The organism is Arthrobacter sp. D1-17 (assembly GCF_054130535.1).
Map to the genome: position 1 here is coordinate 455,540 of NZ_CP096382.1, position 12,792 is coordinate 468,331.

Annotated in this window: 11 protein-coding genes and 1 pseudogene; 9 read left to right on the plus strand and 3 right to left on the minus strand. The window is 64.0% G+C overall.

The window, feature by feature from the left end; genetic code table 11:
* Nucleotides 1-167: 167 nt before the first annotated feature.
* Nucleotides 168-1,124, plus strand: coding sequence for an Lrp/AsnC family transcriptional regulator (locus M1E01_RS02105; protein WP_457973461.1), 957 nt, complete (start codon nucleotides 168-170; stop codon nucleotides 1,122-1,124).
* Here the strand turns inward: M1E01_RS02105 and M1E01_RS02110 are convergent.
* On the minus strand, nucleotides 1,105-2,598 hold the full coding sequence (locus M1E01_RS02110) for an amidase (RefSeq protein ID WP_457973462.1): 1,494 nt from the start codon (nucleotides 2,596-2,598) through the stop codon (nucleotides 1,105-1,107). The two genes, M1E01_RS02105 and M1E01_RS02110, sit on opposite strands and share 20 nt — an antisense overlap.
* 271 nt (nucleotides 2,599-2,869) lie before the next feature.
* On the opposite strand from M1E01_RS02110, the gene M1E01_RS02115 reads away from it, so the two are divergent.
* The 3 genes and pseudogenes from M1E01_RS02115 to M1E01_RS02125 all read left to right on the plus strand — a co-directional run.
* The gene (locus tag M1E01_RS02115; RefSeq protein WP_457973463.1) at nucleotides 2,870-3,631 is read left to right on the plus strand and encodes a DUF5058 family protein; all 762 of its coding nucleotides are present in this window, start codon (nucleotides 2,870-2,872) and stop codon (nucleotides 3,629-3,631) included.
* A gap of 42 nt (nucleotides 3,632-3,673) precedes the next feature.
* Complete coding sequence (locus M1E01_RS02120; protein WP_457973464.1) at nucleotides 3,674-4,408, plus strand: hypothetical protein; 735 nt, start codon at nucleotides 3,674-3,676, stop codon at nucleotides 4,406-4,408.
* Nucleotides 4,409-4,667: 259 nt separating this feature from the next.
* A pseudogene (locus M1E01_RS02125) lies at nucleotides 4,668-4,823 on the plus strand (CoA transferase); the annotation flags it as partial.
* A gap of 237 nt (nucleotides 4,824-5,060) precedes the next feature.
* Here the strand turns inward: M1E01_RS02125 and M1E01_RS02130 are convergent.
* The gene (locus tag M1E01_RS02130) at nucleotides 5,061-5,666 is read right to left on the minus strand and encodes a TetR/AcrR family transcriptional regulator (RefSeq protein WP_457973465.1); all 606 of its coding nucleotides are present in this window, start codon (nucleotides 5,664-5,666) and stop codon (nucleotides 5,061-5,063) included.
* A gap of 226 nt (nucleotides 5,667-5,892) precedes the next feature.
* Nucleotides 5,893-6,738 carry a hypothetical protein gene (locus tag M1E01_RS02135; RefSeq protein WP_457973466.1) on the minus strand — a complete coding sequence of 282 codons (846 nt, stop codon included), beginning with the start codon at nucleotides 6,736-6,738 and terminating at the stop codon, nucleotides 5,893-5,895.
* 335 nt (nucleotides 6,739-7,073) lie between these two features.
* Between M1E01_RS02135 and M1E01_RS02140 the strand changes: the two genes are divergently transcribed.
* The 5 genes from M1E01_RS02140 (at nucleotide 7,074) to M1E01_RS02160 (ending at nucleotide 12,587) form a co-directional block, all read left to right on the plus strand.
* Nucleotides 7,074-8,558: an NCS1 family nucleobase:cation symporter-1 gene (locus M1E01_RS02140; protein WP_457974834.1), complete on the plus strand. Its 1,485-nt coding sequence runs from the start codon at nucleotides 7,074-7,076 to the stop codon at nucleotides 8,556-8,558.
* A 96-nt stretch (nucleotides 8,559-8,654) separates the two neighbouring features.
* A complete protein-coding gene (locus M1E01_RS02145; protein ID WP_457973467.1) occupies nucleotides 8,655-9,752 on the plus strand; it encodes a pyridoxal-phosphate-dependent aminotransferase family protein in 1,098 nt (365 codons plus the stop codon).
* A gap of 140 nt (nucleotides 9,753-9,892) precedes the next feature.
* A complete protein-coding gene (locus tag M1E01_RS02150) occupies nucleotides 9,893-11,497 on the plus strand; it encodes a sensor histidine kinase (RefSeq protein ID WP_457974835.1) in 1,605 nt (534 codons plus the stop codon).
* Nucleotides 11,494-12,162 (plus strand): response regulator, encoded by a 669-nt coding sequence (locus M1E01_RS02155; protein WP_457973468.1) that lies wholly within the window; start codon nucleotides 11,494-11,496, stop codon nucleotides 12,160-12,162. The genes M1E01_RS02150 and M1E01_RS02155 overlap by 4 nt, the downstream gene beginning before the upstream one ends.
* Before the next feature lie 140 nt (nucleotides 12,163-12,302).
* Nucleotides 12,303-12,587 carry a hypothetical protein gene (locus tag M1E01_RS02160; RefSeq protein ID WP_457973469.1) on the plus strand — a complete coding sequence of 95 codons (285 nt, stop codon included), beginning with the start codon at nucleotides 12,303-12,305 and terminating at the stop codon, nucleotides 12,585-12,587.
* Nucleotides 12,588-12,792: the final 205 nt, after the last annotated feature.

Consider the following 12,792-nt stretch of genomic DNA (forward strand, 5'->3'; position numbering starts at 1 on the left):
TCCACTGGTCTGCGTCCGGGGCGGTGATGTCCGCAACCTCGGGAATGATGCTGGGCCATCAGCTACATCGTTTCCCGAAAGTTCTGCACGTTGGTGTTGGGCCGAACGCCATCGGGTAGGGAATGCTGCGTTGTGATGAAATTGACCGGGAAACGAACGGAGTTCGAATGGTGGTGCTTGACGCATTGGAGCGGCAGATTGTTGCTGCGCTCCAACTGGACCCACGTTGTCCGTGGCGCAAGGTAGCAGCCGTGCTTGGTGAGGCTGAGCGGACTGTCGCTCGTCGCGGGTCCCAACTGCTGGAATCGGGCGTGGTCGCCGTGGTGGGGGTGCGGCCCAGACCGGCGGCGGTGCTCGTGGAGATGCGCTGCACCCCGGGGACGGTGCGTGCGGCCGCCCACGCACTCGCACAGCGAGCCGACACTACTTTCGTTTACACCACAACCGGCACGGGCGACTGTGTGGCTGAAATCCTGACCGAACAAATGCGCATGGGCGATGTGTTGTCCGATGAACTACCTTCCACCATCGGACTGCGGGACTCCACCAGCTACCCCGTACTGCGCTACTTCCGGACCATCCGGGGTTGGCGACCGGAGATCCTGAGTAAGGACCGTGCCGAGTCCCTGCGAACTGGCCTGTCAGCTGACTCGGGTGTCCTCGAGGCGCGGCAGGAGCTGAATCGACAGGACACTGAGCTGGTCGAGGCATTGTGTGCCGACGGCCGGATGAGCTATGAAGCGTTAGGGCGCCGGGTCGGTATCTCCGAAGCCACGGCCCGGCGCCGCAGTGAATGGCTGTTGGCCAACAACCAGGTGCAGCTGAGGACCGTCGTCGAACCCGCGGCTTTTGGGCTTGCCGTCGAGGCCCTGCTCTGGATTCGGGCATCGCCGCAACACGTGGAACAGTTGGGCAAAGGCCTGGCTGAGCTTCCGATGATCCGCTATGCGGCAGCAATTGCAGGCGATTACCAGATCATCGCGGATGTCACCGTGGAGGACATGTCCTCCCTCTACCGCTTCATCACCGGATCGGACTGGGCCCAGTACGCCGCCGGGGTGGACGTCTCCGTCCTGCTCGATGCCCGGAAACGCGGCGGACGGTTCATGCGGACATCGTCCTAAGAGCTGCTGTGGTGGTGGATCCCGCGTCAGCACCAGTGTCAGCGCCGTACCCGGCGCCCGCCCCAATAGATGGCGCGACGGCGGCGTACCGCGTCCGCTGCTCGAAGGCGTGGCCCCAGCGAAGCAGTTGCATGTCTGTGTAGTGGTTGCTGGCGAGCTGGAGGCCAATGGGCAGGCCGGCGGAGCTGAATCCGGCGGGCACGCTGAGGACGGGCAGCCCGGCAGCGGACAACAGGCAGGCAGAGCGCATCCAGTCCAGGTATGTCTCAGAGGCCACACCGGCCACCTCCAATGGGTAGCGCAGTGTTGCATTGAACGGCAGCACCTGGGCGCAGGGGCTGGCGAAGAGGTCGTAGCGGCCAAAGAACTCCTGCACACTGAGTTCAAGCCGCGTACGTGCGGCGGCGGTCTCGATCAGATCCTGGGCAGTCAGGGCGAAACCCTTGGCCACGTTCCAATGGACCTCTGGCTTGATACGCTCGCCGGAGCGCTCCAGGATCGGTCCGAGCCCGGCGGCGAAGTCCATGGCGCGGGTATTGCCGAACACCAGATCCGCTTCGCTGAAGTCCGGTGTGGCTTCTTCCACGATCGCTCCGAGCTCCTCGAACACGGCCAGCTCCCGTTCCAGATGGTCCAGGATTTCCGGTTCAACAGGCACACCAATGCCAAAGTCACGGGACCAGCCAATCCGCACGCCGCGCATATCGGTCTCCAACGAAGACCGGAAAACTGTCGGGTCAAGCCCCTGAGGGTGGGGGACACGGGGATCCTTACCGGCAGTGACCGACATGAACAGCGCAATGTCCTCAACGCTCCGGGCCATCGGACCGGTCCTTCCCAGCCAGGCGTATGCGTTCACGGCCGACGGCATGGGTATGACGGCCGTCGAGGGCCGGAAACCGGCCACGTTGCAGAACGAAGCCGGGATGCGCAGTGAGCCGCCCATGTCGCTGCCGTCACCGATACTTTGAATGCGGGAAGCGATGGCGGCAGCCACCCCGCCACTGCTTCCGCCCGCGCTCAGCGTGGGGGCATACGGGTTGGTGGTAGTCCCGAAGAGGTCGTTGAACGTGTGTGACCCCGCCCCGAACTCTGGCACGTTGGACTTGCCCGTGGTAACCACGCCGGCCGCCTTCAACCGCGCGACGATCAGGTCGTCGGAGTCAGGAATGAAGTCCCTCAATGCCAGCGAGCCTTGCGTGGTGCGCATCCCCGCCGTGTTGTTGGTGTCCTTGTGCGTCATGGGCAGGCCATGGAGCGGTGGCAACTCGCCGCCGGAGGCAGTGAGCTGGTCGGCGCGTTCAGCCTGCGACCGTGCCCCTTCGGCGTCGAGCGTGACGACGGCGTTGATGACGGGGTTGACCTCTGCGATCCGTTCCAAGTGATCTGTCAGGGCCTCTCGCGCCGAGATTTTCTTGTCACGGATGGCCGCGGTGAGCTCGACGGCGGACAGCTCGCCAATGGTGTCAGGCATGGGGCTCCTTTGCTGGGTGTTCACTACCTGAAAGTGTGCCCGGTCACTTCGCGCCTCGGTAGCCTTGGCCGTCAACGGGACACGTTATGACTGATTTGGCCAGATACTTGGCTGATTCAGTCAGGCATTGCCCTAGCTCCCGGGAATAGTGGAAGGTGTTGAACGCCTGATGGCCGATTCGGTCTAGGCGCAAGAATTCGCCCTGATGCAGCAGGCGCCGCACAACGTCGTCGAACCCTGCTCGCAACCGGGCTCTAAACCGGAGGTTCCCATGCACCAACCCCTGGCAACACAACCCTTGGCAACAAACAATGCAACTGACATCCTGGCCATTGCCAACAACCCCGTCTTGTGGATCTGCGTTATAGGGGTCTTCGGCGTCATCATCATCCAGTCCGTGATCTTCATGAAGGCAGCGTGCCGGGCCGCTCCGTCCGTGCAGATGAGCGCCAAGGACATCAAGACCTCGTTCCGGTCCGGTGCCGTTTCGGCCATAGGGCCCTCCTTGGCCGTTTCCCTCGTGGCCATTGCACTGCTGGGCTTGTTTGGCGCCCCGGCGGTGCTGACTAGGATCGGCCTGATTGGTTCGGCGGCGTACGAAGTTTCCGCAGCCGGTATTGCGGCGGGGTCGATGGGAGCCAAGCTCGGCGATGCCAGTTACACCCAAAGCGTGTTTGCGGTGGCCTTCTTCGTGATGAGCATGGGCGGGGCAATGTGGATGCTCGCCACCCTGATCCTGACTCCGCTGCTTAGCAAGGGTGACGCCAAGATCCGCTCGGTGAATCCCGCTGCCATGGCGATCGTGCCGGCGGCGGCATTGATCGGCGCCTTCGCCTGCCTGGGACTGAGCGAATTGCCGAAGTCCGGGATTCACGTCGTGTCCTTCCTCGCTTCCGCAGCGGTCATGGGGCTTTGCCTCCTGCTGGCCAAGAAGCTCGGCAAGAGCTGGCTGCGCGAGTGGGGCCTCGGGTTCTCGATCGTCATCGGCCTCAGCGCCGCCTACCTGGCAGCCGGCCCCGCCCTCGGTGCCTGAGTCCGAACTCGAAGCCCTGACCACGTACGGAGAGGAACACCCATGACATCCATCACCACCACCCCCGCCACCAGCAACTCCGCGATGGCAGACTTCAACCGCACCACCTCCCGCTGGGGCCAGATCACAATGATCGGCGGCCTGCTGATCTCCGTGGCCGGTCCGCTGTATCTGGTCTTTGCCACCGGACTCGACATTGGCCCTGCGCAACTCTGGATCGCTTTCGCCGCCGTCGCGGCCACATTCGGCATCATCTGGATCGTTGAACCGCTGACGTACTACCCAGTCCTGGGTCCGGCCGCGATGTACCAGGCGTTTATGATCGGCAACATCTCCAACAAGCTCCTGCCCGCTGCCCTTATCGCCCAGACCAACATCGGCGCAAAGCCGGGCACCAAGCGTGCCGAGCTCGCCGCCGTCGTCGCCATCTGTGGGGCCGCCGTGGTCCATCTGGTCTCCCTGGCGGTCTTCGTCGGGTTCCTCGGTAGCTGGCTGATCAGCGTCATTCCGCCCTCGGTTCTGATGGTGACCCGCCTGTATGTGGTGCCGGCAGTCCTCGGCGCGGTGCTGGTGCAGGCCATTGTGTCCATGAAGCAGCCCCGCACCACAGTGTTTGCGCTCGTGGTGTCAGCCGTCGTCGTGTTCATTCTTCTGCCCCTGGTGCCGTCACTTGCCTTGGTGTCCACGGCAATCGTTGTGCTGGCCACGATCCTGCTGGCCTGGTTCTTCCGGGGCAGGAGAGCCATGACTGAAGCCAGTCCCATCCACATCGAGTAGCCGGTCCGCCACCACAATCCCACCTGAGACGCATACGTGGAGCTTGGCGGTCTGTTTTCCATATCGGGCTGGCACTGTCGCCATTTCGAGTGGGCCCGAGGCAGCCATGGCTGATTCTTTGCGGGTCACGTTCCACGGCCGGCAGTCCCATGGTTCCTAGCTCAGGATTCCATCGATCCCGTAGTCCTGTCATGACGCTGGATCGGAAGAGCGAGGGACGGCCAAACGATTCTTCGCCAACTTCTGGAACGCCGATGTTGTGGTCGAAAACTTCCGACCGGACGTCCTGCAACGGCTTGGCCTCCGTACGGACGCCATGCATCACATCAACCCGCGCCTGGTGATCCTGTCCATCACGGGTTTCGGCCACGACGGTCCTGAACCCACCGCAGCGGCTACGACCAGATCCTCCAGGGGTTCCGGTCCACGTGATCCGCAGCGAGTAGGGGTACCTATCGCTGATCTGCTGTCAGGTAGCAGCAGGCCGCAGCGATCTTCCTGTAGACGCGTCCGATCGGTTTTTAACGACCATTTTCGAGCCCATCGGAACGCCGACAACCGGCCTTCCGTCAAGCATGGCCGTCCCGGGATGGGGGGAGTTCCGCTAGCAAAGGGTGCGTCTGGTATTTCCGAGGTGGGGGAGTTCCCGCAGCTACTTCTGCGACCGCTGGTGGTCCATGAGCAGCTGGGCCATGGTCCTGGCGCGGCCAGCGGCGCGGGAGTCGCCCTCGGCTGCGGCGACGATGGCTCCCTTGATCAAGATGTGAATGGACCAGGCGAAATCGTGCGGGTCTTTGAGCCCGGCCGATTCTGCAAGTTCCTCGATCTGTTGCCGCGTCCTGTCCAGGTACTGGATGCTGGCTTTCCCGAGGGGGTGGTCGGAACCCATTTCCATTAACACGTGCAGGAACGAGCTGACCTGGGCCGCGCCCTCGCGGAACCAGTCGTCGAAGACATCGAAGATGGTCAGCATGGCTGCCTCGTCACTGGTCCCGCGGCGGGCGATTGCGATCTCGATCGCGACCGTGCGTTCCAGGTACCACTGTTCGAGGAAGGCCAGCACGACATCGTCCTTCGAGCGAAAGTGCCTGTAGAAGGTTGCCTTGGCCACCCCTGATGCGCGGATCAGTTCGTCGACTCCGACGTCGCGAATCCCGCGACGGGCGAACAGCTGGTAAGCCGCGGCAACGATCTTTTCCCGAGGACCGCCTTTGGCAGGGCTCGCTGACTGTTCAGTGCCGCTTTCTGAAGTTTCCACACACGGATAATACACAATGCCGCGAGGCCAAGACAGACCGGTCTGTCTAGTGCTGCGGAACAATGGCCTGTCCTGCTGACCCGCTGGAGAAGCGTTAGGAAGAGCGGCGGGCTGGGTTCACCGGACCCTCAGGAGCGTCGGCCGGGGTTGACGCCAAGGACGCCAATCCGGGGAGAACCTTCCGCGCATCTAGGTTCGCTTTGGAATTCCGATAACCGCGATTGCGTCAGGCTGGTCCGATTCTGGTTCCCGAATCATCCCCGGGGTACTCCCAGGCCCAGCCCCCAATGCCGTTCGGAATGAAGGCAACCTCGCCGGTCGACGTCGTCACATCAAGGATGACCAACCCGTCCAGCTTTCGGTCTTTACCAAAATAATCGGGCAGCAGCTTGCTTCTGTCGGCAAGACAGCCGTGCTCGATGGAGGAACCAACGGTGTCCATCTGGGTGCCGTTGGAGGCATAGCCCTTCCAGTAGTGCGGGCGGAAACTGATCATCCCTGGCTGGCCATTGACTACCAGTGGTCCCGAAAACGTCGGGGAGGTGACGATCTCAAGGGCTACCGCGATGGCAATTCCATGTGGCCGGGGTGCGTTAGGTGCGTCGCATGTGACCGGCTCAATGGACGTCACCTTGAAAGTCATTGTAGGAGGGGCGTCATATCCGTCGGTAACGAGTACGGCCGTCTCACCAATCTCCTGGACCACCTGGCCGCGTTCGTTTTCATAGCCGGCAGCGCCCCCATCAGGGGTAGGTCTTACGCTCGGCGCCGATGCGGGTGCAACTGGGACGGTCGGTGCTGCCTGGGGTTGCTGGCCGGAGCATGCAGTGAGCATTAGCGCCAAGAGCGCGATGCCGGCACTGACCCGAGAAGTATTCATTTCTCCCCATAGACGAATGGACAGACGTGATGTGGTCATAGTAGCTCCAAGGGTTATCACCTGGATACATGCGGCTGCTTGCACCACCAGCAGGCTTTTCCCCGTCGGATCGGCGGAGGTTTTCAATGCGCCGCCTGGCTGATTCGATAGCTGACCGCTTTTCAGCATTCCCGGTACATGGTCGACGTCCACGTCCAGCGCTTGGGATGCCTCTGCAGGGGGTGAAGTATCGGTGGGCGCGTAAAGTCTTGACCGCGAGCCAGCGCGCCCTTACATTGGTCTCACCAAATGAAAAAGATTTTCCGGATAACGGAAATAAACTTCCAGGGCTGCTCCTGTGCCGGATGGATTCTTTGAAGCGGCAGCGCCAGTTCCGTCCGTACCAGCCCGCACCCGGCAATGCTCATTTCGCCCAGGAGGTCTGCATCGTGTCCCATCAACACGGTCCCGGCTCGCACGACGAGCACGGGCGTCCGCATCTGATCGACCCCGAGCCCTGGGGGACCGGTGACCCCGCAGTCGAGGAGATCCTGAAGGGAGAGCCAGCCAGCCCGGTCCGGTTACCCCCGGGCGTGAGCCCCCGACTCTACAATGAGGACCTGGCGCCCACCACGCGCAAAGGCCGCACCTGGCACGCCTACAGCATCTTCACGCTGTGGGCCAACGACGTGCACTCGCTGGGCAACTACGTCTTTGCCATCGGACTGTTCGCCCTGGGGTTGGGTGCCTGGCAGATCATGCTTGCCTTCCTGCTCGGCGCGGTCCTGCTGTTCCTGCTCCTGAACCTTTCAGGGTTCATGGGCGAGCGGACGGGCGTGCCGTTCCCGGTCATGAGCAGGATCGCGTTCGGCATCCGGGGCTCCAACATCCCGGCCATCATCCGCGGCGCCGTGGCCGTGGCCTGGTTCGGCATCCAGACCTATCTGGCTTCGGTGGTGCTCAGGGTGCTCATCTTGGCTCTCGCACCGTCCCTGGCACCGCTCGACACAGACTCATTCCTCGGACTTTCCACTCTGGGCTGGATCTCATTCGTTGCGCTGTGGGCGCTGCAGACCGTGATAGTGAGCTTCGGGATGGAGATGATCCGCAGGTACGAGGCCTTCGCCGGCCCCGTAATCCTGGCCACCATGCTCGCGCTGGCCATCTGGATGCTGATGGAAGCCGGCGGAAGCATCGCCTGGTCCACTGCCGACTCGCTGACCGGCGCCGAAATGTGGGTGCGGATTTTCCAGTCCGCGGCGCTATGGGTGGTTGTGTACGGGACATTCGTGCTGAACTTCTGTGACTTCACCCGGGGTGCTCCCTCCGAGCGGTCGGTGGTTCGCGGCAACTTTTTCGGCATCCCCATCAACATGCTCTTCTTCGCCGCAATCGTGATCGTCCTCGCCGGAGCCCAATACAAGATCGACGGTACGGTCATCGAATCGCCCACCGACGTCGTCAACGCCATACCGAACACGTTCCTGCTGGTGCTCGCCTGTCTGGCCCTGATCATCCTGACGGTGGCCGTGAACCTCATGGCCAACTTCGTGGCACCCGTCTACACACTGGCCCACCTTTTCCCGCGAACCCTGAACTTCCGCCGCGCAGCCATCATCTCCGCGGTGATCGGCCTCGTGATCCTGCCGTGGAACCTGTACAACTCGCCCCTGGTCATCGTCTACTTCCTCGGCGGGCTGGGCGCCCTCCTGGGACCGCTGTTCGGCGTGATCATGGCCGATTACTGGCTGGTCAGGAAGGGCAAGGTCAACATTCCGGAGTTGTACTCGGAGTCCCCCGACGGGGAGTACGCCTACACCCGCGGCGTCAACCGGAAGGCTGTCATTGCGGGCACTCCGGCGGCGGCCGTCGCCCTGGTACTGGCCCTCGTCCCTGCGTTCACCTACATTTCCGGCTTCTCCTGGTTCGTCGGCGCGATTCTGGCCGCCGTCACCTACCTGATGATCATGGACCGCCGTGCGCCGTTTCACGCGGTCGACGGCGAGGCGATCGCCGTCGCCCCCAAGCACTGACCGGCGCCCTAGCACTGACCGGCGCCCTAGCACTGACCGGCGCCCAAACACTGACTGGCCCCCAACCGCTGACCGGCCCGTAATGAAGGAGTTGCCATGCCAGAGACTCTGACCTCACGGTTCCTGTTCGGCCTGGGGCCGAGCAACTGCTATCCGGAAGTGACCGCTGCGCTCGCGCATCCGGTGATCGGGCACCTGGATCCGGTCTTCATCGAACGGCTCGACAACACCTGCGAGGGTCTACGGGCCGTCTGGGGGACTCGAAATGCCCGCACGCTGCCACTGAGCGCCACCGGTTCCGGCGGCATGGAAGCGGCTTTCGTGAACACAGTGGACGACGGCGATGTAGCAGTCATCGCCGTCAACGGCCTTTTCGGGGAGCGCATGTGTGAGGTGGCCCGCCGCTGCGGCGCGACCGTGGTCCGTGTAGACCACGAGTGGGGCACGCCCGTGGACGTCGAACGGGTTCTGGCGGCGCATCCGCAGCCGAAGGTGATTGCAGCCGTCCACGCAGAAACCTCGACCGGAGTATTGTCCGATGTCGCATCGCTCGGCCAAAACAAGGGGGAAGCGCTGCTCATCGTCGACGCCGTGACGTCCATCGGGGGACTGGAACTCCTTGCAGACGACTGGGGCATTGACGTGGGCTACGCCGGCACCCAGAAGTGCCTCGGCGTGCCGCCGGGTCTATCACCTTTCACCATGTCGGATAGGGCCTTTGAACGAAGGATTGAGAATCCCCGCTCCTGGTACCTGGACGTAGGTCTGCTCGGCGGCTATGCCGGGGCTGCCAGCGGCAGTGGCCGAACTTACCATCACACGGCGCCGGTCACCATGATCGCCGGACTCGAAGCGGGCTTGCGCCGGATCCTGGCCGAGGGGCTGGGCGCGGTCCAGGCGCGGCACCGGGCGGCTGGTGCTGCATTGCAGGCGGGACTCCAGGAGATGGGCCTTGAGCTGTTCGCGGCCGAGGGACACCGGCTCCCCAGCCTCACCACCGTCAAGGTCCCCGACGGCGTCGACTCCGCGGCCGTGCGCCGTCACCTTCTGGATAGCTACAGCATCGAGATCGGTGCAGGGGCAGGCAACTATGCTTCCAGCGTTTGGCGGATCGGAATGATGGGCCCAAATGCCAATGCCGCATCGGTGACTCTGGTGCTGGGGGCCCTCAAGGACGCCATCTCCGCGGCCTAGAAAATCAGCCGCAGCACGTGCGGTATAGTTCACCCCACCGCCGTGAAATCGTGCGGAATCGCGCGGCCACGGACAAGGCCGCCCCAGCGGCCCAACAAGAAACAAAGGAAGCCAGCAGCACAATGACTCGACGGCGAGGGATGTCCCTTGCGGGGCAGTATCTCCGCCTGCAGCTGCTGATCGTATTTGCCGTCCTCGTGGCGGTGGTCGCAATCTCGCTGGCCCAGTCCGCGGCATCTTTTGAACGGATTGAGGGGCGCCGGGCGCTGTCGGCCGCCGAGACCCTTGCCGCCAACCCGACGGTCCGCGGCCTCCTGAAGGATGCCCAGCCGGGCGGCGGCTCGGCCCTTCCCTCTGTCGCCGAATCAGTGCGAACCATTTCCGGCTCCTCCCATGTTGCGCTGGCGCGGGCCGACCGGACGGTTGTGACGTCGTCGGACCCCTCGCAGCAAGGCCGGCAACTCGAGCTCGGCGACAGCGTGGTGATGACCGGGCGGGCTTGGACCGGAGTAGTCAGCACCGGGACAGGGGATGCGCTCTCCGCCCATGTGCCGGTGCTGGACGACTCCGGCGAGATGGTGGGAATTGCCACCGTCGGCAGAAATTACCCGTCCATCATCGAACGGCTCGCGGATGCGGTACCGAACCTGCTGACCTACCTGGGAGTCGCAAGCGTCCTGGGCGTGGCCGGGTCGCTGCTGCTGGCGCGCCGCGTCAAGCGCCAGACCCTGGGCATGGAGCCGGACGAGATCACCGGGCTTGTTGAGAACCGCGAGGCCATGCTGCACGGACTCAAGGAGGGCGTGGTGGCGCTGGATCCGGAGCAGCGGATTACGGTGGCCAACGGCAGCGCGAGGCGGCTGCTGGGCTTGCCCCACGACTGCGTGGGCAAGGACCTGGCCGCCCTTGATGTGGAGCCGTCGCTGAAGGAGGTGCTCACCGAGGACCAGCCTGTTAATGACCGGCTGGTGCTTGTGGGGGAGAGCCTGGTGGTCCTGAACCGGGTGCCCATCCTGTCCCGGGGACGCGTCATCGGCTCGGTCACCACGCTGCGGGACCGCACGGAGCTGGCGTCCCTGGAGCGTGAACTGGGCACCACCCGCACGGCCACCGACACCCTCCGTGCCCAGGCGCACGAATTCGCCAACCAGCTCCACACGATTTCCGGCCTGATCCAGATTGGTGAGTATGACGCCGTCGTACAGTTCGTCAACGGCACCACGTCCAACCGCACACGCCTGAATGACGAGGTCACCAGCAGGATCGCGGACCCGGCGCTGGCCGCGCTGCTGATCGCCAAGTCAAGCCTCGCTGCCGAGCGGGGCGTCACTCTGGAACTCGCGCCGGAGTCCCGGCTGGACCGCGTGGATGAAGAGCTGTCCCGGGACCTCACCACCGTGGTGGGGAACCTCGTGGACAACGCGCTCGACGCGGTCACCAACACGGCCGGCGCCGAGGTTGAGGTGCTGATCGAAGAGGCCGACGGCGGCATCGCAGTTGTGGTGCACGATTCCGGACCGGGGGTCCCGGAAGAAATGATGGAAGACATTTTCCGGCAGGGGTTCAGCACCAAGTCGTCGTCCGAGGGGGGTCGGGGGTACGGCCTGGCGCTCGCGCGGGTGGTGTGCCGCCGCCATGGCGGGCAGCTGACGGTGCACAACGACGCCGGAGCCGTGTTCACGGCGGAACTGTTCCGTGCGCGACAGCCGGGAAACGAAAAGCCAGGCAAGGTAAGGCAGCAATGATCAATGTCCTGATTGTCGACGACGACTTTATGGTGGCGAAGGTACACGCGGGTTTCATTCAGCGCACGTCCGGCTTCCAGGTTGTGGGAGTGGCGCACACCGGGGCGCAGGCGGTGCTGGAGACCCAGCGGCTGCAGCCGGACCTGGTCCTGCTGGACATCCACCTGCCCGACATCAACGGGCTGGACCTGATCCACAAGCTCCGGGAAGTGGCGCCGGAGCTGGATGTCCTGGTGATCAGCGCGGCCAGGGAAGTGGAGACGGTCCGCCGGGCGCTTCGCGGCGGAATCGTCCACTATCTCATCAAGCCGTTTTCCCAGACGGATCTGCAGGAGCGCCTGGAGCACTACCGGAACACGTACCGGAGCCTGGATTCCTCCAAGGACGTCGCGGAGCAGGCCGACGTCAACCGGGTCTTCGGCCTGGAGGGCGGCGACCGCCCGCTGCCCAAGGGCTGCAGCGCGGAAACCCTGCAGGTGGTGGAGCGGGCGCTGCGTGAGGCGGACGGTGATGTTTCCGCGGCTGAGTTGGCCGTCCTGGTGGGAACGTCCCGGGTGAGCGCCCGGCGCTACCTTGAGTACCTCAACGACGAGGCGCTGGTGGAGGTCACCCTGAAGTACGGCGTCGGACGCCCGGAACGGCGCTACGCATGGAAGCGCGCCTGACTCCGCCCTCCATCTGGCCTGCTGCGCTCTTGCCTGGTTGCGATTCCTCCTGCAGGGGCCAGGCACGGCGACTTTCAGGGTGTTCACAAGGCTAAACCCGGCCTCTAGGCTGGGACGACCAGCGAACGAAAGGAGCCACCATGGCCACCCCAGACGAACAGCGGGCACCCGGCGTTGACGATGTCATCCTTCCCCAGGAGGACGCGCTGCCAGGCCCGACCCGCACAGGTCACGGGAAAATGCCGGAAGACATAGACGACGACGCGTTCGAGAGGGCCGCGGAGCAGGAGCGCGTTGCGGCCGGTCTTGCCGACTATGCCCCCAGCGATGTTCCGCCGGCCACCGACCCCCTGCCCGCGGAAGCGTCCGAGGCCGCAGACGCCGCCCAGCGCGGACTGCTGGAGGACGAAGGCAAAACGGAATAGGTACTGGGAGGCTCAACAGGCCACCCTGGAAACCTGCGTAGTGTCGCCAGCGTCCGCGTAGTCCGGGCGCCAAAGTCGGGTAGCGGCCTACCCGTGACGCAGGCGCACTTGCGGCCGTTGAATTGGATCTGGCAGCACAGCAGCAGTTCAGATCCAAGGAGGCCATGCCATGTACTCTTCGGGAAAGCGGGGCTCCGCCCTGCAG